This window comes from Sphingomonas aurea, from assembly GCF_030678875.1.
GTDB classification, from domain to species: Bacteria; Pseudomonadota; Alphaproteobacteria; order Sphingomonadales; family Sphingomonadaceae; genus Sphingomonas; species Sphingomonas aurea.
This window is the reverse complement of sequence record NZ_JAUUDS010000004.1, coordinates 127,842-150,119: the sequence shown is the minus strand read 5'-3', so window position 1 is coordinate 150,119 and position 22,278 is coordinate 127,842. Positions and strand designations below refer to the sequence as shown.

The 22,278-nt window shown below is 69.1% G+C and carries 17 protein-coding genes; 8 read left to right on the top strand and 9 right to left on the bottom strand.

Features of this window, described 5'->3' with window-relative positions; translation table 11 throughout:
• The first annotated feature begins 24 nt into the window (after window positions 1-24).
• Window positions 25-1,050, top strand: a complete 1,026-nt coding sequence (locus tag Q5H91_RS10195; RefSeq protein ID WP_305173290.1) for an endonuclease/exonuclease/phosphatase family protein — start codon at window positions 25-27, stop codon at window positions 1,048-1,050.
• On the opposite strand, the gene Q5H91_RS10190 is transcribed toward Q5H91_RS10195, so the two are convergent.
• The gene (locus Q5H91_RS10190) at window positions 1,043-1,420 is read right to left on the bottom strand and encodes a copper resistance protein CopC (protein ID WP_305173289.1); all 378 of its coding nucleotides are present in this window, start codon (window positions 1,418-1,420) and stop codon (window positions 1,043-1,045) included. The two genes, Q5H91_RS10195 and Q5H91_RS10190, sit on opposite strands and share 8 nt — an antisense overlap.
• Window positions 1,421-1,513: 93 nt before the next feature.
• Between Q5H91_RS10190 and Q5H91_RS10185 the strand changes: the two genes are divergently transcribed.
• The 7 genes from Q5H91_RS10185 (at window position 1,514) to Q5H91_RS10155 (ending at window position 10,326) form a co-directional block, all read left to right on the top strand.
• On the top strand, window positions 1,514-3,244 hold the full coding sequence (locus Q5H91_RS10185) for a copper resistance system multicopper oxidase (protein WP_305173368.1): 1,731 nt from the start codon (window positions 1,514-1,516) through the stop codon (window positions 3,242-3,244).
• Entirely contained in the window at window positions 3,241-4,089 is an 849-nt protein-coding gene (locus Q5H91_RS10180) for a copper resistance protein B (protein WP_305173288.1), read from the top strand. The genes Q5H91_RS10185 and Q5H91_RS10180 overlap by 4 nt, the downstream gene beginning before the upstream one ends.
• A gap of 71 nt (window positions 4,090-4,160) precedes the next feature.
• A complete protein-coding gene (locus Q5H91_RS10175) occupies window positions 4,161-5,357 on the top strand; it encodes an acetyltransferase domain-containing protein (protein WP_305173287.1) in 1,197 nt (398 codons plus the stop codon).
• 177 nt (window positions 5,358-5,534) lie between these two features.
• Complete coding sequence (locus Q5H91_RS10170) at window positions 5,535-6,809, top strand: MFS transporter (protein WP_305173286.1); 1,275 nt, start codon at window positions 5,535-5,537, stop codon at window positions 6,807-6,809.
• A complete protein-coding gene (locus Q5H91_RS10165) occupies window positions 6,806-7,939 on the top strand; it encodes a metallophosphoesterase family protein (protein WP_305173285.1) in 1,134 nt (377 codons plus the stop codon). The genes Q5H91_RS10170 and Q5H91_RS10165 overlap by 4 nt, the downstream gene beginning before the upstream one ends.
• On the top strand, window positions 7,936-9,186 hold the full coding sequence (locus Q5H91_RS10160; RefSeq protein ID WP_305173284.1) for an arsenic transporter: 1,251 nt from the start codon (window positions 7,936-7,938) through the stop codon (window positions 9,184-9,186). Before Q5H91_RS10165 ends, Q5H91_RS10160 begins: the two co-directional genes overlap by 4 nt.
• A 45-nt stretch (window positions 9,187-9,231) precedes the next feature.
• Entirely contained in the window at window positions 9,232-10,326 is a 1,095-nt protein-coding gene (locus Q5H91_RS10155) for a LacI family DNA-binding transcriptional regulator (RefSeq protein WP_305173283.1), read from the top strand.
• Window positions 10,327-10,510: 184 nt separating this feature from the next.
• On the opposite strand, the gene Q5H91_RS10150 is transcribed toward Q5H91_RS10155, so the two are convergent.
• From Q5H91_RS10150 to Q5H91_RS10115, 8 genes are all read right to left on the bottom strand, one after another.
• Window positions 10,511-11,710, bottom strand: a complete 1,200-nt coding sequence (locus Q5H91_RS10150) for an MFS transporter (protein WP_305173282.1) — start codon at window positions 11,708-11,710, stop codon at window positions 10,511-10,513.
• Complete coding sequence (locus Q5H91_RS10145) at window positions 11,707-12,750, bottom strand: LacI family DNA-binding transcriptional regulator (RefSeq protein WP_305173281.1); 1,044 nt, start codon at window positions 12,748-12,750, stop codon at window positions 11,707-11,709. The genes Q5H91_RS10150 and Q5H91_RS10145 overlap by 4 nt, the downstream gene beginning before the upstream one ends.
• Complete coding sequence (locus tag Q5H91_RS10140; protein WP_305173280.1) at window positions 12,747-14,252, bottom strand: tryptophan halogenase family protein; 1,506 nt, start codon at window positions 14,250-14,252, stop codon at window positions 12,747-12,749. The genes Q5H91_RS10145 and Q5H91_RS10140 overlap by 4 nt, the downstream gene beginning before the upstream one ends.
• Window positions 14,249-15,754, bottom strand: a complete 1,506-nt coding sequence (locus tag Q5H91_RS10135) for a tryptophan halogenase family protein (protein ID WP_305173279.1) — start codon at window positions 15,752-15,754, stop codon at window positions 14,249-14,251. Before Q5H91_RS10135 ends, Q5H91_RS10140 begins: the two co-directional genes overlap by 4 nt.
• A 102-nt stretch (window positions 15,755-15,856) precedes the next feature.
• The gene (locus Q5H91_RS10130) at window positions 15,857-19,057 is read right to left on the bottom strand and encodes a TonB-dependent receptor (protein ID WP_305173278.1); all 3,201 of its coding nucleotides are present in this window, start codon (window positions 19,055-19,057) and stop codon (window positions 15,857-15,859) included.
• Between the two features lie 370 nt (window positions 19,058-19,427).
• On the bottom strand, window positions 19,428-20,126 hold the full coding sequence (locus Q5H91_RS10125) for a FadR/GntR family transcriptional regulator (protein WP_305173277.1): 699 nt from the start codon (window positions 20,124-20,126) through the stop codon (window positions 19,428-19,430).
• Window positions 20,123-20,869 carry a helix-turn-helix transcriptional regulator gene (locus Q5H91_RS10120; RefSeq protein WP_305173276.1) on the bottom strand — a complete coding sequence of 249 codons (747 nt, stop codon included), beginning with the start codon at window positions 20,867-20,869 and terminating at the stop codon, window positions 20,123-20,125. The genes Q5H91_RS10125 and Q5H91_RS10120 overlap by 4 nt, the downstream gene beginning before the upstream one ends.
• A 71-nt stretch (window positions 20,870-20,940) precedes the next feature.
• Window positions 20,941-22,239, bottom strand: coding sequence for an MFS transporter (locus Q5H91_RS10115; RefSeq protein WP_305173275.1), 1,299 nt, complete (start codon window positions 22,237-22,239; stop codon window positions 20,941-20,943).
• Window positions 22,240-22,278 lie beyond the last annotated feature (39 nt).

The following is a 22,278-nucleotide window of genomic DNA, read 5'->3' as shown; positions in this document are numbered from 1 at the left end:
TCCTTGGCCCGTCTAGGAGCTATGATGATGATCGGACGGTGGATCGGGGCAGGGCTGGTGGCAATGGCCGCGACGACGGTGGCAATGCCGGCCGCCGCGACGCCCGCGGGCTTGTCGGTCATGACCTACAATGTCGACGGCCTGCCCTGGCCGCTCGCCTCGGGCCGCCCGGAGGCGATGGCGGCCATCGCAGCGCAGCTGCGTGCCCTCCGTCGGGCCGGGCGCCAGCCGGCGGTGGTTGCCCTGCAGGAGGCGTTCGGCGACGATGCCAAGGCGATCGGGCAGGCGGCCGGCTATCGCTACATGGCGGTGGGGCCGGCGCGCGACCAGTCGCCGCCCGCGCAGACCGCGAGTGACCGCCGGTTCATGGACGATGGCAGCATTTTCGCGGGGGAGCGGTTGGGCAAGCGTGTGGATAGCGGGTTGGTGATCTTCTCTGACAATCCGATCCTGGCGGTGCGGCGCATGGCCTATTCGGTGTGTGCGGGCTATGACTGCCTCGCCAACAAGGGGGCGCTGGCGGCCCTGATCGCGGTGCCGGGGGCGGGGCCGGTGACGGTGATCGACACGCATCTGAACTCCGCCTGCGCCTCTGGCGTGCCGCGGGCGCGGCATCGCTATGCCTATCGCCGGCAGCTGGAGCAGCTCGCCGGGTTCGAGCAGTCGCTGGCGCGACCCGATACGGTGATGCTGACCGCGGGCGACTTCAACGTGGGGCAGGACCCCCGCCGCAACGCCGATTTCCGCACCCGGTTCGTGGCAGCGAGCGGACGGCTCGGCATCGCGGCGGCCAATGGCGTGCGGGTGGCGGCGGCGGGCCTGAACGACCTGCGTGCCTCGCTGCAGCGGCGCAAGGACTGGCTACTCTATCGCCCCTCCGCTTTCTATGCGGTCCGGCCGATCGAGCTGACGCCGTTCGGTCGCGATCGCGACGGCACGATGCTGTCCGACCATATCGGCGTGGTGGTACGCTATGGCCTGCGCGCGCTGACCGGCGGTGCATCGATCACGGCGGCGCGCGATCGGGCCGTGACGCGGGCTTCTACCTGACGGTGAACGCGTAGCGGCCGGTGGTCGCCTTGCCGTCGGCATCGCTCGCACGCCAGCTGAGGTCGTAGCGACCGGCGGGCAGCGCGCGGGGCAGGGTGGCCGTCAGCGTCCGGCGATCGGGGGACAGGGCGGTGCGGAAACCCCTGATCGGCATCGGCGCGTGATCGGCCATGCCGGGCATAGATGTCATCACCAGCTCGATGGCAGCTTCAGGCGCGACGGGTTCGGCGAAGGTCAGCGCGATCCGGGTCGGTTTCGCGACGGTCGCGTCAGCCGCAGGAACGGCAGTGACAACGCGCGGCTGCGCGTTTGCGGCGAACGGCAGGACGGTGAGCGCGAAAAGCGCGAACATCGGCAGGCGGCGGATCATACGCTTACTCCGTTGGCCGATCGCGAAATCGCGGGCGGCGTGTGGCACCTTTCGACGGGCCGGCATGATGCGCATATAGCCCGCATCATGCCGATGACGACCCCGATCGATCGCCGTACCCTGATCCGCGGCGCCGGCGCGCTGGCCTTGGCCCGCACGCTGCCCGCCTGGGCGCAGAGCGGTCACATGGGTCTGGCCGCCAGCCCCGGCGTGCTGAGCGGCGAGTCGATCGCCCTGACTATCGGAACGTCCCACTTCTCGACCGGTGGGCGCTCCGCCCACGCGGTCACGGTCAACGGTACGCTGCCCGCGCCGCTGATCCGGCTGCGCGAGGGCCAGCGGGTCAGGCTGGCGGTGACCAACACCCTGAAGGAGGACAGCTCGATCCACTGGCACGGGCTGATCGTGCCGTTCCAGATGGACGGCGTGCCCGGCATCAGCTTCCCGGGCATCCGGCCGGGCGAGACCTTCGTCTACGACTTCCCGGTCCGCCAGTCGGGCACCTACTGGTATCACAGCCACTCGGGGATGCAGGAGGCGATGGGGCTCTATGGCCCGATCGTGATCGATCCCGCCGGCACCGACCCGGTCGCGGCAGAGCGCGAATATGTCGTCGTCCTGTCGGACTGGAGCCCGCTCCACCCGCATCTCCAGATGAAGCGGCTGAAGCAGGAGGGCGGCTATTTCAACATGCAGCGCCAGACGCTTGCCGGGCTGCTCGCGGGCAGGGGCCAGCCGCTGAAGGAGCGGATCGACTGGGGGCAAATGCGGATGGACCCGACCGACGTGTCGGACGTGACCGGCAGCACCTATAGCTACCTCGTCAACGGCCATGGCACGGCGGAGAACTGGACGGGGCTGTTCGCACCGGGCGAGCGGGTGCGGCTGCGCATCGTCAACGCCTCTGCGATGACCAATTTCAACGTCCGCCTGCCCGGGCTGGCGATGACAGTGGTGCAGTGCGACGGCCAGCACGTCCAGCCGGTCGAAACCGACGAGTTCCAGATCGGCATCGCCGAAACCTATGACGTCGTCGTCCGTCCAGCCGAGCCGCGCGCCTATGCTCTGGTGGCGGAGGCGATCGACCGGTCCGGGCTGGTCCGCGCCACGCTGGCGCCGCGTGCGGGGATGGCGGCGGACATCCCCGCGCTACGCCAGCGACCGCTGCTGACGATGCGCGATATGGGCACGGACATGGGCGGCATGGATATGGGGCGGAACGGGGTCATCGACCTGTCGCAGCCGGCCTCCAGCGGCGGCCACTCGATGAAGATGCTCGATCCCGCGGTCGCGCCGCAGGTGAAGATGGGGCCGGGCGTCGCTACCCTGTCACCCATGCCCGCCGACCGCACCGCCGACCGGCCGACCGGGCTGGAGGAGGTCGACCACCGCGTCCTGACCTATGCCGAGCTGCGGTCGCTGACGCCCAATCCCGACGCCCGAACGCCGACACGTTCGCTCGACATCCATCTGACCGCCAACATGGAACGGTATATGTGGTCGTTCGATGGGATTAAACTGTCGGACGGGGCGCAGCCGATCGCCTTTCGCCACGGCGAGCGGGTCCGCGTTACACTTATCAACGACACGATGATGCCGCACCCGATCCACCTGCACGGTCACTTCTTCGAGCTGGTCACCGGTGCCGGCGCGCATGATCCGCGCAAGCATACGGTGAACGTGCTGCCCGGCGGCAAGGTGGCGTTCGACCTGACCGCCGACGCACTGGGCGACTGGGCATTCCACTGCCACATGCTGATGCACATGCACGCCGGGATGATGCGGGTGGTGACCGTCCGCCACGAAGAGGGCACGGGGGCATGAACCTCGCGGCGCTCATGATGCTGGCTGCGACGACGCAGGATCACGCGCACATGCACCATGCGCCGGCGGAGCAGGCGGCGGCCGACGCCCCTGCGGATCAGGCGATCCCGCAGGGCACGCCGCCGCCGATCCCGCGCGACCATGCCGCCGACACCGTCTGGGATCCCGACGCGATGGCGCAGGCGCGGGCGGGGATGATCCGCGAGCATGGCGGCGGCCGCTATTCGCAGCTGATGCTCGACCGGCTGGAATATCGCGCGGTGCGCGGCCGCGACGGTTATGCCTGGGAAGGCGAGGGCTGGATCGGCGGCGATATCGACCGTTTCGCCATCGCGACCGAGGGCGAAGGCGAGATCGGCGGTCCGCTGGAGGAGGCGGAGGTGCAGGCGCTCTATCGCCACGCGATCGGGCCGTGGTTCAACCTGGAAACCGGGGTGCGACAGGATTTTCGCGACGGGGCCGATCGGACCCACGCGGTATTCGGCATCGACGGACTCGCCCCCTATTGGTTCGACGTCAGCGCGCAGGCGTTCGTGTCGACGCGGGGCGAGGTGCAGGCGCGGCTGGAGGCGAGCTACGACCAGCGCATCACCCAGCGGCTGATCCTGCAACCCGCGATCGAGGTGACGCTGGCGGCGCAGGACATTCCGGCGCTGGCGGTCGGTGCCGGCCTGTCGCAGGCGGAGGTCGGCGTGCGGCTGCGCTACGAGATCCGGCGTGAGTTCGCGCCCTATATCGGTATCCACGCCGAGCGCCGCTTCGGCGATGCCGCCCGCTTCGCCCGCGCGCTGGACGAGCGCGCTTCGGGCACGAGCGTGGTGGCGGGGGTGCGGTTCTGGTTCTGAGAGCCGGTTTGGAAACTCGCGGTCGCGCGGCCGCCGTTCTAAAGCGCGCCGTAGTATTTTGAGGAAGTGACATGGCCAGCCTGGCGAGCGGCGAACCCCGAGCGACATCGATAGCGGAGCCGGCCGTCGCCCGCGCCGTCGCAGGCGCGCGCCTGTCGAGCATCGACGCGCTGCGCGGTCTGGTGATGGTCATCATGCTGCTGGATCATGTGCGCGAGACGTTCTTCGTACACATGCAGGTCGCAGACCCGGTCGACGCGCGGACGGTGATGCCGGCGCTGTTCTTCTCGCGGCTGACCAGCATGATCTGTGCGCCCGTCTTCGTCGGGCTGACCGGGCTGTCCGCCTGGCTGTACGGCCGCAGGCACAGCAGGGCAGAGGTGAGCGCATTCCTGCTGAAGCGGGGCCTGTTCCTGATGGTGCTGGAGGTGACGTTCGTCGGCTTCGCCTGGTCGGCGCAGTTCCCGCCGCAGACGCTGTGGCTGCAGGTCATTTGGGCGATCGGGATCAGCATGGTGGCGCTGGCCGGGCTGATTCACCTGCCGCGCCCCGCCGTCCTGACGATCGGTATCGCGATCGTCGCGGGGCACAACCTGCTCGACGGCATCGTACTGGCGCCCGGTGACACAGGCTTCGCGCCATGGGCGATGGTGCACCAGCGCGCCGTGTTCGAATTTGCCGGCTTGACGGTCAAGACCACCTATCCGGTGCTGCCGTGGATCGGCGTCATTGCGCTGGGCCATGCGCTGGGGCCATGGTTCGCGCTGGAAGGCGAGGCGCGGCGACAGCGGCTGATGCTGCTGGGCAGCGCAATGGTCATCGGCTTCATCGTGTTGCGCGCGCTGAACGGTTACGGCGACAGACCGTGGTTCGTGGTGCCGGACGACGGACTGCGCACGGTCATGAGCTTTCTGGCGCTGACCAAATATCCGCCCTCATTGCTCTATCTTCTGCCCACGCTGGGGCTGGGGCTGATCCTGCTGGCCCAGTTCGAGCGGCTGGAGGGCGGCCGCATCTCGCACTGGCTGTCGGTACTGGGTGGTGCGCCGATGTTCTTCTATCTGCTCCACCTCTATGTCCTGCGGGTGACGTACCTGATCGCGTTGGCGGTGGTCGGGCCAAACCAGGGCACGATGTACGGCTTCGACAGCTTCGCTTCGGTCTGGATCTGCTATCTGATCCTGCTCGTGCCACTATATTTCCCGACCCGCTGGTTCTCTCGCCTGAAGTCGCGGCGCAGGGACATCTGGTGGCTCAAATATCTGTGAGCCGTACCTGCCTTGTCGTCGTACTTGGCGATGACGAAAATTTCATCCGGTGAAATAATGGTGTGAATACACGGCGATGCCGCGCCTGCGTCGTCAAATACCACCCCGTCCCCGCGCGGCATTGGGGCGAAATCGATTTCCTCTTGTTCAGCAGCGCGCAACAACAGGACGTCGTTCATGGTCACGCAGGCGATACCGGGTTCGCTGCCGCGCACCGATGCGGACAAGCGGCGCGCGACAACCGCGTTGCAGGCCCTGAACTTCTTCATGGCCGACATGCAGGCCGGCATCGGCCCGTTCCTGGGCGTGTTCCTGCAACAGCGCGGCTGGACATCCGGCCCGATCGGTACGGTGATGACCGCCGGCGGAGTTGCCGGCATGATGATGACGGTGCCGGCCGGCGCCTTCATCGACCACACCGAGAAGAAGCGGCTGGTGGTCGTCGTGACCGGCATCTGCACGGTCATGGCCTCGTTCCTGATCCTCCTGTCGCAGTCGGGATGGGTGGTGACGGTCAGCCAGGTCGCGACCGCGATCGCCGGCGCCGCGATCGGCCCGGCGGTGACCGGCATGACGCTGGGCATCGTCCGTCAGCGGGGGTTCAATGCCCAGAACGGCCGCAACCAGGCGTGGAACCATGCCGGCAACATGATCGGTGCCGGCCTTTCGGGGTGGCTCGGCTGGCGGTTCGGGATGCCGGCGATCTTCTATCTCGCCGCAGTGTTCGGGGTGCTGGCGATCACCTGCGTGCTGCTGATTCCGGAGCGCGCGATCGACCATCAGGCGGCGCGTGGATTGGAGAAGGGGCAGGACGACAAGGCGGAGGGCGGCAAGGCGGAAGGGTTCAGGGCACTGGTCCAGAACCGGCCGATGCTGATCCTGGCCGCTTCGCTTGCCTGTTTCCACCTTGGCAATGGCGCGATGCTGCCGCTCTATGGACTGGCGGTGGTCGGCGCGGGGAAGGGCAATGCGGCGCTGTTCACCGCGACGACCGTGGTGGTCGCCCAGGCGGTGATGATCCTGGCCGCGCTGGTCGCGATGCGGATGGCGGCAGGAAAGGGGTATTGGCTGGTGCTGCTGATCTCGTTCGCGGCGCTGCCGCTGCGGGGTTTCCTGGCGGGCACCTTCATCGAGCATTGGGGCGTGTGGCCGGTGCAGGCGCTCGACGGCATCGGCGCCGGCTTGCAGAGCGTCGCGGTGCCGGGGCTGGTCGCCTGCCTGCTGAACGGTACGGGGCGGGTGAATGTGGGGCAGGGGGCGGTGATGACGGTGCAGGGCGTCGGCGCCTCGCTCAGCCCGGCGATCGGCGGGTGGCTGGCACAGGTGCTGGGCTATCAGACCGCCTTCTACGTGCTCGGCAGCTTCGCGATCGCCAGCGTGGCGTTGTGGGTCGGTTTCGCAGGGACGCTGCGGCCTGCCTGCGCCGGAACGCATGAGGAGCAGCCGGCATGAGCGGCACGATCAGCTGGGTCCATATCGGCGACCTCCATGCCGACGAAGCGGACGATTGGCAGGGGATCGCGCGACTGGAGCGGATCGTCGACGATCTCGCTGCGGTCAGGGAGGGCATCGACTTCGTCTACCTGCCCGGCGACAACGCCAATCACGCGACGGCGGAGCAGTATCGCCGTATCCGTGCTGCGCTGGCGCCGCTGGCGCTGCCGGTCTTCGCCATTCCGGGCGATCACGATTTCGAGGACGGTACGCTCGCCGCCTATCGCGCCGGCCTGCCGGAGGCGATGCGCCCGTTCGACCGGGTGATCGCGGGGCATCGCTGCCTGTTTCTCGACATGGTCAGCGCCGGCACCGGTGGTCCCGATTTCCGCATCGGCGCCGGCCAGCGCCGCCGGATCGAGGCAGCGCTGGCGGAGGCAGACGACGCGGGCGTCACGCCGCTGGTGTTCATGCATGCCTATCCGTCCGACCTGAGCGCTGGCGGCGAGGCGCTGGCGACCCTGTTCGCCGATGCCGGGGTCGCGTTCGTCGACACCGGCCATACCCACTACAATGAATTGCTGAACGACGGTCGCACCGTCTATGGCGCCACCCGGTCGACCGCGCAGATCGAGGAGGATGGCGGAGAGGCCGGCTATGCGATCGTCAGCGTTCATGACCGCGTGCCGAGCTGGACATTTCGCCCGATCGGTCAAGGCGCGCCCGGCTGGCCGCACGTCCAGATCCTGTCGCCTGCCGATATGCGGCTCGCCACCCGTATCCACGATCCCCGCCATGTTCCCGCGCCCGGTGCGGTCGACGTGGTGGCGCGGCTGCTCGGCCCGGTCGAGGAGGCGCCGGTGGCCGAGGTCGGCGGCGAGCGCTGGCCGATGAGGCGGGTGGAGGACATGGCCGCCACCTGGCACACGACCATTGTCGTGGGCGAGCCAGGGCTGCACGCGCTGACCGTGCGCAGCGGGGCGGCGAGCGACACGATCGACGTGCTGGTGCGCGGCTTCGGCAAGGATCGGCCGAAGCGTGTTCGACCCGTTGCGCCCGGCAATGCGGTGCACGCGATCGGCGCGTGGCCGTCGCGGCGGATCCTCGGCACGCAGCTTGGTCCCAACAAGAATGGCTGTGGCTGGTGATCCTGGCGACCGGGGTCACATGGGGGATCTGTGCCGCCGCGACGGCGGGCGTGATCGCGCGTCCGTTCCGCTGGCCGGAGGCGCTGTGGGCGGTGGCAGGGGCCGTGCTGCTGCTGGTGCTGGGGCTGATGCCCGTGTCGGCCGCGCTGACCGCGATCGGCAAGGGCACCGACGTCTACCTGTTCCTGATCGGCATGATGCTGCTGAGTGAAACCGCGCGCGAGGAAGGGCTGTTCGACTGGGTGGCCGCGACCGCGGCGAACCATGCCGGCGGCTCGACCCGGCGGCTGTTCGCGCTGGTCTATGCGACGGGTATCGTCACGACGACCTTCCTGTCCAACGACGCGACCGCGGTGGTGCTGACCCCCGCCGTCTACGCCGCCGCGCGGAAGGCGAAGGCCGATCCGCTGCCGCTGCTGTTCGCCTGCGCGCTGATCGCCAATGCGGCCAGCTTTGTGCTGCCGATCTCCAATCCCGCCAACCTCGTCCTCTATGGCGGCAAGATGCCGCCGCTGGGTGCGTGGTTCGGCTCGTTCGCGCTGCCTTCGGTGGCGGCGATCGGCGTCACCTTTCTGGCGCTGCGCTGGGTAGAGCGGGCGCGGCTGACGGGGACATGCGCGTGCGACGTCACCCGAGCGCCGTTGTCGACCGGGGGCAAGGCGGCATTTGCGGGGATCGTCGCGACGGCGGTGCTGCTGATCGTGATGTCCGCCTATGACCAGCCGCTCGGCTTGCCGACCTGCATCGCCGGGCTGGTCACGACGCTGGGCGTGTGCGCGATGGCGCGCCGCTCGCCGGTGACTTTGGCGCGGGGTGTGTCGTGGAGCGTGCTGCCGCTGGTCGCCGGGCTGTTCGTGCTGGTCGAGGCGCTGGACCGCACCGGCGTGATCCGCCACGTCGCCGACGCGCTGGCCCGCGCGGCGGCCGAGCCGGTACAGGGCGCAGCGGCGGCGGGTACGATCCTGGCCTTCGCGTCGAACCTGATGAACAACCTGCCGGCCGGGCTGGTCGCCAGCACCGCCGTTGCCCAGGCGCAGCCGCCGCGGCTGATCGTCGACGCGCTGCTGATCGGCGTCGACTTGGGCCCCAACCTGTCGATCACCGGCAGCCTGGCGACGATCCTGTGGCTGCAGGCGATCCGGCGCGAGGGCGAGGATGTCGGGTTCTGGCGGTTCCTGAAGGTGGGCAGCGTCACCATGATCCCCGCATTGGCAGCGGCGCTCGGCACGCGGCTGCTGCTGGGATAGCGCGCCCCTTTCGCAAGTGCGGCGCGAGCGCTAACACCCTGAACGATGTCTTCATCGCGCTCCTTCGTTAAGCGGCCGTCCCGCGCTTCGGGCACGCCCACGGTCGCCGATGTCGCGCAGCGCGCGGGGGTGTCGGCCATGACCGTGTCGCGCGCGCTGAACGAACCATGGCGGGTGCGCGAGGAGACGCGCAGCGCGGTGATGCGGGCAGTCGACGCGCTGCGTTACGTCCCCAATGCCGCCGCCCGGCGGCTGGCGGGATCGCGCGAGATCCGTTTCGGCCTGCTGCTCAACGACCTGGGCGCGGGGTTCCTGAGTGCGGTGCTGATGGGTTGCATGAGTGCGGCAAGTCGCAATCATGTTCAGATCCTGATGGAGGACGCGGACGCCAGCGGCGATCCGCTGATCGGAACGGCCAACCTGATCGCGGCAAAGGTCGACGGCGTCATCCTGCCGCCGCCACTGGGTGAGGATGCGCGCGTGATCGCGCTGCTGGACGGCGCGAAGATACCGATGGTGGCGCTGACCGCCAGCATGCCCGATGCACGGACGCTGGCGGTGCATATCGACGACGACCGCGCGGCGGAGGCGATGACCCGGCATCTGCTGTCGCTGGGCCATCGGCGCATCGCGTTCGTCGGTGGCGCGGCGCGCTCTTCGGCGAGCGTCCAGCGCCTGGACGGCTATCGCCGCGCACTCGCCTCTGCCGGGATCGCGAGCGATCCGGGGATGGTGATGGAGGGCGATTTCACCTACCCGTCGGGGCTGGAGGCGGCCGAGCGGTTGTTCGCAAGCGACCAGCCGCCGACCGCCGTCTTCGCGTGCAACGACGACATGGCCGCCGCGGTTATCGCGGTCGCCCATCGCCTTGGCCTGGACGTGCCGGCCGACGTGGCGGTGTGCGGGTTCGACGACACGGTACTCGCCACCGCGATCTGGCCGCAGCTGACGACGATCCGCCAGCCGCTGGTCGACATGACCAAGGAGGCGGTGTCGATGCTGCTGGAACAGGTGTCGACGCCCGGCGGGCTGGCCGCGGACCGGCGCCACCGGGTATTCGAATATGAGCTGATCCGCCGCCAGTCGGACGCCGCCCCCCGCCGCCGCCCGACGCACGGGTTGCCGGAAACCCAGTCCTAGAGCGTTACCGTATCAGGTTGAACCACCGTCCTCGCCCTGTGGGCGACCGCTGCGCGGCGGGCCGCTTTCGACGTGGTGCTGCGTTGTTCGTCGGTTACGATGCTGCGGCATCGCTCCCTCCCCACGCCTTGCACGACGTCGAAATCACCTCCGTGCCGATGATCCCACCTGATACGGTAACGCTCTAACCGTCTTCGCGGGTCGGCAGGATCAGCAGCCCGGCGAGCAGCGTCAGCGCGGCCAGCATCGCCAGCACGCTGCCATAGCTGGTCGTCCGCGCCATGCCCCAGGTCAATAGCGGCCCGAGCAGCGCCGGGATGGTGTTGGCGAGGTTGATGAGCCCCAGGTCGCGCCCGTGATGGCGCGGCGAGGGCAGCATCTGCATCGTATAGGCCGAGTGCAGCCCGAGAAAGCTGGTCGCCACGCCGATGAACGCGGCATAGCCGAGCATCGCGATCCACCCGTCGCCCGCCGCCGCGACCGTCAGCAGGCTGGCCGCGGCGAGCACCGCCGTCAGCAGCAGCATGTGCTTGCGCAACCGCAACCGGTCGGACACCGCGCCGACCAGCAGCGAGATCGGCAGCGCGGCGAACAGCGCGACCGCCGTGATCCGGCCGACGCGGGCGGCGAAGGCGTCGGAGATCGGCAGGTGCAGGATGCCGCCGAGCAGGAACAGGGCAAAGGCGAACATCACGTTGCAGGCGATCTGGATCAGCAGCCGCGACGTCCAGATCAGCGTCATGTCGATCCGCGATCGGCGCTTCGCCGGTTTCGGCGCAGCGGCGACCGGAGCCGCGATGGCGGGCGGCCGGGTCAGCAGCAGCGGCACGATCAGGATCACCGGCACCACCGCGATGATCGCCAGCCGCGCGACCGGCGACACCGGCAGGTCCAGCACCACCGCACCGCTGACCGCCGCCACCGGCTGCGCCAGCGCGAGCAACCCGCCGGCCAGCCCCTTCTGCTCGTCGGGAACGGTATCGGCCATCGATGCCATCAGCGGCGCCAGCAGCGCGTTGAGGACCAGCTGATACGCGACCACCGCCACCAGCAATGTGGCCGGGCCGGTCGCGGCGGCGATGCCGGCATAGCTGACCAGCGTCAGGACCAGCCCCGCCGTCATCCAGCCGCGCCGGTCGCCACGCCGCTGCCGCTCCCGGTCGCTGAGCCAGCCGAACAGGATGTTCGACGCGCTCGCCGCCACCGCGCCGGCCATGGTGATCGTCACCAGCAGCCCCAGCCGTGCCGCCCCGGCGATCTCCGTCACGCGCAGCGGCAGCAGCAGCGACAGGAAGGGGCCATAGAGCGCGACGCCGCCGGCATAGGCCAGGGCGAAGAGGATGAGGAAACGGTTGAGCGGGTTCGAGATCGGGCGTGGGGTCATCCCCCCACGGTAGACGCCCGCACGTTGAGCGCGAAAGGGAGGATGCGCGGTTCGGGATCGATCGCCTCGCCGGCCGAGGCGCGGATCAGCAGTTCGGCGGCGGCCGAAGCCATCGCCGCGATCGGCTGGGTCACGGCGGTCAGCGGCGGCATGGCGAAGCGGACGACCGGCGTGTCGTCGAAGCTGACCAGCGCCAGATCGGCCGGCACGCGCAGGCCCCGGTGATAGGCGACGTGGAGCGCGGCCAGCGTCATCTGGTCGCTGGAGGCGACGATCGCGGTCGCAGGTGAGGGCAGGTCGAGCAGCGCCTCTGCCGCGATCACGCCGGAGGCGAAGCTGAAATCGCCCTGCTGCTCCAGCGCCGGATCGGCGGCTACGCCGCCAGCGGCGAGCGCCTGACGATAGCCGTCGCGCCGGTCTACGCTGAGCCGGTATTCCGGGTCTCCCGAGACGAAGCCGATCCGCCGATGGCCGAGCGCCAGCAGATGTTCGGTCGCCGCGCGACCGGCCGCCGCCTCGTCCATGCCGATCGCGAAGCCCGCGCCGGTCTCGCCCGATCCGATCCGGGCGAACGGGACGCCGCGTTCTTCCAGCAATCGGGTGATCGCCGGATTGTCGCTGTGCGGCGGGGTCAGGACCACGCCGTCGGGACGAAGCGCGGCAAGGGCGGCCAGCACCGCGCGCTCGACATGCTCGGCATGGGTGTCGACCAGTTCGAAGATCATGCGGTAACCGTGCTGCGCGCAGGTCAGCATCCCGCCATAGAGCATCTGGTCGACCCAGTCGTTACCCTCGCCCAGGCGCCAGCCCTCGATCGTCCGGTCGCGGTCGTTGAGGGCGAGGATCAGATAGGAGCGCGCGCCACCCAGCCGCCGCGCGGCGATCGAGGGGATATAGCCCAGCCGCTCGACCGCGGCGTTGACCCGCGCGCGCACCGCGTCGCGGACGTTCGGCTCGTTGTTGATGACGCGCGATACGGTCTGCAGCGACACGCCCGCCTCTGCCGCGACGTGGCGGATGGTGACGGCCTGCCGGCTCACGGTGCCGGTGCCCGTACATGGTCGGCGATGAAGCGCGCATGGGTGGGCAGGGTATCGACGAAGCGCGCCAGCGTCGCGGCGGCGCGGGTCAGGTCGGGGGCCAGCGTGGGGGCGGCGGCGCGATCCATCGCCGGGTGCCAGCCGCGCGGGGTCACGCCCATGCCGCTTATCACCGCCTGCCAGCTGACGGCGCGGAACAGTTCGTCGGTGCCGTCCGGCACGGTGCCGTTGACGCGGAACAGCGCGATGCGGCGCGCCAGGCTGTCGGGCAGTTCCATCGTCGCGCACGCCGTCCAGAAGGGCGTGTCGCGCCGCTCGGTCAGGCAATAGTGGAGCACGACGAAGTCGCGGATCTCCTCGTAATCGGCGATCATGCGGCGATTGAACTCGCCGGCCAGCTCGGCCGCGCAGTCGCGCGCCGGCAGGAAGCGGAACAGATAGTCGACCGCGCGATAGACGAGGTGGATCGCGGTCGATTCCAGCGGCTCGATAAACCCCTGGGCCAGGCCGATCGCCACGACATTGCCCTGCCACGGCGCCTCGCGGACGCCGGTGCGGAAGGGGACCGTCACCGGGGCGGTGACCGGTTCGCCCTCGACCTGCGCCAGCAGCAGCGCGGTCGCTTCGTCGTCGCTCATGTGCGCGGAGGAGAAGACGTGGCCGTTGCCGGTGCGATGCTGGAGCGGGATGCGCCAGCGCCAGCCGGCGGGCTGCGCCTGCGCAAGGGTGAAGGGCGGCGGCGGGCCGGCATTGGCGGTCTGCACCGCCACCGCGCGGTCGCACAGCAGCCAGTGCGACCAGTCGCGATAGCCGCCCCCCAGCGCCTTGCCCGCCAGCAGCGCGCGAAACCCGGTGCAGTCGAGGAACAGGTCGGCCGTAATCTGCTCACCCGTGCGCAGCCGGATCGCCTGGACGAAGCCGCCCGGATCGACTGCGACATCGTCGACCAGCCCCTCGGTCCGGACGACGCCGCGTGCCTCTGCGTACCGGCGAAGGAAGGCGGCGACCCGCTTCGCATCGACGTGGAGCGCATAGGCGGCGGTGCCGACCGGCGTCTGGCGTGCGGCGAAGGGCAGGGTGAAGCGCCCGGCCTGGGCCATGACGTTGGCCGGGGCGAAATCCTGGAGCGGCAGGTCTAACCCCTCGGCCCGGGCGCGTAGCCACAGCTGGTAGAAGTCGGTGGTGTCCGGCGTGCCGAGATCGCCGAACGGGTGGAAATAGGCGGTGCCGGGACGTTGCCAGTCGCGAAACTCGATGCCGAGCTTGTAGCTGGCCTGGCAGTCGCGGATGAAGTCGCTCTCGCTGACGCCGAGGCGGGCGAGCAGCTGGAGGAAGGGCGGAATGGTGCTCTCGCCCACGCCGATCGTGCCGATATCGTCGGACTCGACCAGTTCGACCGCGATCTGCGGATAGTGGTGGGCGATCAGCGCCGCCGCGATCCAGCCGGCGGTGCCGCCGCCGACGATGCAGATGCGGGCGAGCGGCCCGGCCCGCATGCTCATCGGTCGAGCGACCGCAGGAAATCGGCGTGGCCGGGCGCCGCCGCCACCGCCTGCGCCACCCCGGCCCGCATCCGCGCCATGGCGGCGGCGGTCTGCTCCGCCGGGAGGGCGGCAAGCGCCGGATCGAGCGCGGCGGGCCGGCGATCGAAGCCGGCGTAGAGGGCCAGCCAGCTCGATGGGTGGAACATCTCCCACCGATAGCGGACGAACTCGCCCCGCGCATCCCACAGCGCGAGCTTGCGTGCGAGCGTGGCGGGCACGTCCATCGCCGCGCAGTCGCGCCAGAAGCCGGTGTCGCGCCGGCCGGTCAGCTTGTAGTGGAGGATGATGAAGTCGCGCACCCGCTCCCACTCGTCGGCGGTGGCGTCGTTGAACTCGTCGGCGAGCGCGGCCATGTCGGAACCGGCGGGGAACAGGCGGCGCAGCCGCTCGATCCCGGTCTCGATCAGCGCGATCGAGGTGGACTCCAGCGGCTCAAGGAAGCCGGCGGCGAGGCCTAGCGCGACGACGTTGCCGGCCCAGGCGCGGGTGCGCCGGCCCGAGCGGAACGGGATGCGGCGCGGCTCGGTCAGCGGCTTGCCCGGCAGGTCGGCGAGCAGGCGCGCGGTCGCCTCGTCCTCGCTCAGCGTCCCTTCGGCATAGACGATGCCGTTACCGGCGCGGTGGCGGAGCGGGATCTGCCAGCGCCAGCCGGCGCCATGCGCGATGGCGCGGGTATAGGGCGGCGGGTCGCCGCTGCCGGCCTCGCTCTGCACCGCGATCGCGGCGTCGCAGGGCAGCCATTGGCGCCAGTCCTCGAACCCGATCGCCATCGCCTCGCCGAGCAACAGCGAGCGGAAACCGGTGCAGTCGACGAACAGGTCGCCGGCGATCCGCCGCCCGTCGTGCAGGTGGAGCGCGGCGACGCCGCGGTCGCCGCGCTCCACCGTTGCGATCTGCGCGTCGATGCGGGTGACGCCTGACGCCTCGGCATAGCGGCGCAGCAGCGCGGCGAAGCGGCCGGCGTCGAGGTGGAAGGCCCAGTCATAGGTGGCGAGCGGCGTCGGCGCAGGGGTGCGGGGCAGGGCCATGCGGCCTTGCCGTGCCAGCTGCGCGCCCAGCGAATAGGCGTCGATCGGGGTCGCGTCCCCCTGCTGCCGCGCCCGCCACCAGAGATGGTGGAAGCCGATGTCGCCGGCGTCCTGGCCGTACATGCCGAACGGGTGGAGGAAGCGGCCGTTGGGTGCGTCCCACCCCTCGAACAGGATGCCGAGCTTGGCGGTCGCCTCGGTCTCGCGCATCACCTCGGCCTCGGACAGGCCGAGCGCGGCGATGAAGCGGCGGATGGTCGGGATGGTCGCCTCGCCGACGCCGATCGTGCCGATGTCGCTCGATTCAACCAGCGTGAACGCGACGCCCGCCTTGCCGAAATGACGGGCGAGCGCGGCGGCGGCCATCCAGCCCGCCGTGCCGCCACCGGCGATCACGACCGACCGGATGGGGGAGGATATGTCGTCGGCCATGATGCCTGCCCGGATAGCGGGCCCGGCCGCCCGCGGGAATATCAGGAAGAAAAAGGATCGGCGGCGGCCATCCGGCGCGCCGCCGATCAGGGGAGGGGCTTGTCAGAACTTGGCGCGCACGCCCAGCGAGTAGCGCGGCTCGAACTCGTTGCGGCTGTTGAACTGCTTCGAATTGGAGTCGAACTGATAGTAATATTTCTCGATCTCGCCAAGGATGTTCGAGCCGTTGGCGTAGATCGAAATATTGTCGTTGAAGTTGTACGTGACGTTCACGTCCACGTACTGCGCGGTATCCTGATAGATCGGGATCGACCCGCCACCGCCGCCGCCATAGACGCCCGACAGGCGCGGCGTGCGATAATTATAGGCGATACGCGCCTGCAACCGGGCGTCCTGATACCATAGCGCGGCATTCACCTGGTGACGCGAATTGTCGTAGAAGGGCAGCTTCTTGCCGTCGATGCTGCGGTCACGCTGCGAACTGTCCGAGAAGGTGTAGTTCGCATCGATACCGAAGTTGCGGAACAGCCCGCCACCGTCGATCAGGTCGGCAAAGGCGACCTTGGCGCCTGCCTCGACACCCTGCAGGGAGCCGCCGTCGCCCTGGATCGGCCGGGTGAACGGCACGTCGCGGCGGATCACGCCGTCGCCGTCGGCGAAGCGGCCGTCGTTCAGCGTCTGGGTGGTGACGAAGCTGTTGATGTCGAGCTTGAACACGCCGACGTTCAACAGCGTCGCCCGGCCGAGATAATATTCGATCGCCGCGTCATAGTTGTTCGACCGCCACGGGTTCAGGTCGGGGTTGCCGCTAGACGAGGCGCCCGTCACCTGGCGCACGCCGATCGGCGAGGCGTTGGGGTTGGCCGCGGTCGGGCCGGAGGAGTCCGCCGTCGAGATCGACAGGCCGCCGCCGTAATTGCCCAGGTCGAGCGGGATCATCGTCTTGGCGAAGGCCGCGCGCAGCTTCAGCCGGTCGGTGACGTTCCACTGGACGTTCACCGTCGGCAGCCAATCGGTATATTCGTTGCCCGCGAAGAAATCGCCGGTGTCGATGTTGGTGTCGCCATAGGCCACGGTCGCGCCGGTCAGGTTCTGGCGGACGCGGATCTTGGTGCGGACGACCTTCAGCCCGACATTGGCCGTGACCGGGCCGGTTTCCAGCACGGTGTTGGCATAGGCCGACTGCTCGTAAAAATCGACGTCGTAGGACGAGCCGGGGATGATGACCGGGAAGGCGTTGCCGAACACCCGCTCCTGGAAGGCGACGGGATCGTCGAAGTCGCGCGGGTCGGCGACCCACACGCCCGGGAAGCCCTTCGTCACCGAACCGAAGTCGGTCAGGAAATAGGTGTTGTTGTTCTCGGCCAGCCGGGTCGGGCGGTTGACGGTGTAGCCCTGGAATACGGTCTGCGGATTGCTCGCGCTGACCGGCAGCGCCGGGTTGAACAACGGATTGGCGACCTGCTCGCCCGCGGAGCATTGCGGGTTGTCCATGACGACGTCGATCGCCTTCCACTGGACCGGGCAGCCATTCGGGTTCGACGCGCCGTTGCCGGCGTAGAAGTTCGAGAACAGGTGATAGACCGAGATCGAGGTCCGCCGCCGGCTGCCGCGCCCGCCGACGTCGACGCGCTTCAGCAGGCCGAACAGCTTGTCGCCGTCCTTCTCGAAATCATACGCACCGTCGAGGCGGAAGGCGTAGAGGTTCGACCGGTTCCGGTTGTTGCCCTCTGACGAGTAGGCACCGACCGTATAGCTGTCGAGGTTCGACATATAGTCGCGCAGCGTCGAATTGGCGCCCAGCCCGCCGCCGATCGGTCGGTCGAAGCCGGACCAGACGGCGTTGCGGCCCGAGATGTCGAGCGTCAGCTGCGGATCGCGGGCATAGCCGAGCGGGTTGGGATCGACGTAGCGACCACCGTTGCTGCCGACGACGTTGTTCGTATAGCGCGACGCCGGGAAGCGCGACGCGATGTTCGCCGGATAGAAGGTGCCGCGGGTCGGGTCTGCGGCGTTGCGGAACAGCGTGAAGGTGTGGTCGACGCTGCCGTCGGTGGTCGACGCGCGCCAGTTCGACAGGTCGCCCTGCACCTGACCGTTGGTGTTGAGGTAATTCGCATCCGCGTAGACGCCGCGCGCGGTGAAGGTGAAGGGGCCGCCCTTGTCCCACTTCAGCTCGAGGTTGAAGTTCTTGGACTCCGACTTGATCGAGCGGTTGACCGAGAAGGAGTTCACCCACCAGGCATCGAGATTATACTGGTCGACGTCGAGCCAGGGCTTGCCGTTGCCGGCATTGACCTGACCGGAGTCAGTGGAAACCAGCGGCTGGGTCCAGTTCACGCCGGTCCAGCGGTTCGAGATGTTCATGCCCGCGGCGCGGTTATGCTCGACGAAGCGGGTGTAGAAGCCCTCGCCGGTCAGGGTCACGCCGTCGTCGATCTCCCACTGCACCGCGCCCGAGATGCCGAGCCGCTGGCGCTCCACCTCGCGGTGGAAGGTGTCGTAGCCGTGCGGCGCGATCCAGTTGGCGGCCTCGTTGCCGCCCCACTCGTTATTGCCGAAGGTGCCGCCCGAGATGCCGGCATAGTTGTTGCCCAGCGTCACCTCACTGTACGCCGCGGTCGCCAGCACGCCCAGGCGCCCGGTGCGATAGCTGACCAGGCCGCTCGCCAGATAGTTATCGTCGCGGGTGTCGCGACCGGTCGAATATTCGCCCTGACCCGAGACGGTCAGGCCGTTCTTGAAGTCGAACGGGCGGCGGGTGCGCAGGTCGATCGTGCCGGAAATACCCGACTGCGCGTTGCGCACGTCCTGCGACTTGAACACCACCACGCCGCTCATCAGCTGGGCGGGAATGTCGTTCAGGTTGGGCTGTGCGCTGCCCAGATTGGCGGGCGACAGATACTGCTCGCCGTTCAGCAGCGTCACCACCTGCGGCAGGCCGCGGATGTTGACGGTGGCGCCTTCGCCGGCCGACCGCTGGATCTGGACGCCGGAGATGCGCTGGAGCGAGTCGACGATGGTGACGTCGGGCAGCTTGCCGATATCCTCGGCGCTGATCGCATCGACGATCGCCGCCGCCTGACGCTTGATGTCGACCGACTTGGCCTGGCTGGCGCGGATGCCGGTGACGACGATCTCGTCGCCGGACCCGGCATCGTTGGGCGCGCCCGCGTCCACCGCCGGTTCGGTGGTCGACGGCGGCGTCACCGTGTTCTGCGCGGTCACGTCGGTCTGCGCCATGGCCGGCGCGACGAGCGTGCTCGACGCCAGCAGCGCGGCGATGGTCGATCGAATGTGCATGTCCCCTGTTCCTCTCCTGTAATTCTTCGTTCTTATCGGGAGAGCGCACGCATGCGCCCGCGTCGGCGCGTCTCCGCACCGCCCGTGTCGACAGCCGTGAAAATCCTGGTGGCGACGCGCGACGTGACGCGCCGTCAGCAGCAGCGCGCGATCAGCCGGTCATTCTCGATCGGGTTGCCCGGCGCGCCACGTGACGGTGACGCCTGACCTGCTCGGTCATCATCCTCATCCTCCCATTCGCAGTCATTTCCACTGCTTGGGTTCTGATAAGCATCTTTTGAGATCGTTCACAATACCAAAACCGCACGCGCGCGGCGGATCGGCCACACTCCTGTGGCAGAACGGTCGGGTCGGACGTGGGGGAGGGCGGCTAGCGCGAGCCGTCGAATATGTCGCTGATCGACTTGTCGAAATGCGCTTCCATCAGCGTCGCTGCGGCGGCCGCGTCGCGATCGGCGATGGCGGTGGCGAGGTTTCGGTGCACGGCGAAAACCGCGTCACGTTGGAGAGGCGTCTCGCGCGTCTGCCAGGCGGTCGGCACGGCGATGCGCATCAGCTGCTCGAACGAGCGCACGATCTGATGGAACAGCGCGTTGCCGCCCGCGCGTGCCACCGCCTGGTGAAAGGCGATGTCGTGGCCGATCAGCTTGTCGAGATCGTTGCCGTCCTGCGCCATGCAGGCGGCGTGGTCGGCGATGGCGCGCGCATCCTCGTCGCTGCGATTCTCCGCGGCGAGGGCGGCGGTGCGCAGCTCCAGCGTGCGGCGGACGTCCCACACCTGCGCGGTGGTGACCTGTGCGGTGGCGACGGCGTGATCGATCGAGGCGGCCATGACCGAGCCGTCGATCGCACCGACCCGCGCCTTGCGGCCATTGCCGACGTCGATCAGGCGCAGCGCGGCCAAGGCACCGAACGCCTCGCGCATCACCGCGCGGCTGACGCCCAGGTCGCTGGCGAACTGGCCTTCGCCGGGCAGCGTGTCGCCGACCTTCAGGTCCTGCTCGCGGATATGGTTGCGGATGCGGCGGACCGCCTGCTCGACCAGCGAGCCCGATATGGCGGTGCTCATGCCGCCAGCTGCCGGTTGCGGAACTGGGTCGGCGCCTGGCCGAAGCGGCGCGAGAAGGCGCGGGTGAAGCTGGCATTGTTCAGATAGCCGCAGCGATAGCCGATCGACGAGACGGGCAGGTCGGTGGCCAGCAGCAGGTCGCGCGCGCCGCCCAGCCGCCGGTCGGCGATCGCGTCGGCGACGCTCATCGCGAACATCGAGCGGAAGCCGCGGGTCAGCTTGGCACGGTTCAGTCCGCAGGCGCGGGAGATCGAGTCGAGCGTCAGCTTCTCGTGCCAGCGCTCGTCGATCAGGCGGCGGGCGTCGGCGATCCGCTGCGCCTCCGCGGCAGACAGGGTGCCGGCGCCGTCGGCGGGGATCAGGCTGTCATCGCCCAGCTTCTCGAAGGTGATGCAGAGCAGCTCGATGCTCTTGGCGACGCGCAGCGTGGTGCCGGCCATGCCCGGCAGCCGGCATTCCTGCACGGCCAGCGCGATGCCGCGCATCTCGATGGGGATGTGCCAGGTCGCGGCGACCATCGGCACCACGCCGAAGATACGGATGCATGCGTCCACCGCCACGACGAAGACGATATCGCCGTCCGCCAGATCGTCCGCGTCTGGATCGGGATGGAAGGCGAAGCTGGCAGGGGCGAGGCGATAGGCGAAGGCCACCGAGTCCTTCGGCCACTCACCGCCCGGCAGCGCCCCTTGCCCCACAAAGGCGAGCATTTCCGGCGAAACCTCGAGCCGCGTCTTCATCATCCTCGCTCCTGCGCCCTGTTGTCGGGTCTGAGGAGGATCATGCACCTATCCGATAGGTGATGCAATAGCTTTCAGATAGGTTCCGCCGTTGCCGAAATTGGCGCGCGGCGCATCGCGACGATGAACGCGATGAGCGAGACGATGCTGGTCGCCACGCCGACGATCGCCAGGCCGCCCGCCAGGTGCTGCTCGCCGCCCAGCAGGCCGCTGACCGCGGCGACCAGCGGCGGTGCAAGTCCGAACCCGATCAGTCCGGCAACCGCCAGGAAGGCACCGATGCACAGGCCGCGAAGCTCGTTGGGGATGAACACGGTCAGCGCCACCGACGTGACGGCACCGGTCAGCGAGCCCGCCAGGATCAGCGTCCCGAAGGCGATCGCGAACATCGGCACCGACGGGGCGACCGGGAACAGCGCGGCGGGAACGCCGATCGCAGCGGCGATGATCGCGCCGATCAGCAAGCCGCCGCGGCGCGCGCTCTTCTGACCCAGATCGGCGGACAGGCCGCCGACGGCCGCACCGGCGGTGCCGGCGATGAACATGAGCGGCGCCATCCATGCCGCGAAGTCCTGCGGCTGCAGCGCGAAGCTGCGCGACAGCACCGGCGCCGCCCAGATCGTTCCGGCGGCGTCGGCCATGATGACGCTGACCTGGCCGAGGAATAGCGGCAGCAGGAAGCCGCGGCGGCCCCACAGTTCGGCGACGATGATGCGGAACGGCGCGTGCGTACTTGCCGCGACCTCGTGACGGGCCGGCTCGCGCAGCAGGAACAGCGGCAGCATCGCCACCGTGCCGACCGCCGCGAGCAGGGCGTGCGAACCGCGCCACGGCGCCAGCCCGCCGAGCAGGCCGGGATTGCCGACGAACCAGCCGAAGAACAGGCCGACCAGCCCGAACGCCGCCGCCTGGCCCAGCGACTTGCCCAGCCCGACGATCAGCAGCGCCCGTCCGCGCTGGGCGGGGGCGCACAGGTCGGCGCACAGCGACAGCGCCGCGGTCAGCGCGCCGGTCGTGCCGACCCCGGCCAGCATCCGCGCGACGAAGAGCAGCCACGGCCCCGTCGCGAACGCCGTCAGCCAGGTACCGGCGACGAAGGTGGCGACCAGCGCGATCATGATCCGGACGCGATTGTGTCGGTCGACGAGGATGCCGATCGGGATCGAGAACAGTGCCAGCGGCAGCGCCGCGCTCAACCCCTGGATCAGGCTGAGCGTATAGTCGCTGAGGCCCATTTCCGCCTTGGCGCCCTCCTGCACCGTGCCGAACGACTGCATCATCGCGAAGCCCAGCAGCATGGCGAGAGCGAGGATCAGGAGCGGGCCAAGCGAGCGAGTGAAGGGACGCTCGGGTGTCGCTGCGGTGTCGGGCATCGGCGTCCTCATCTTTCGTCGCGTAGTGCCGGAGTGGCA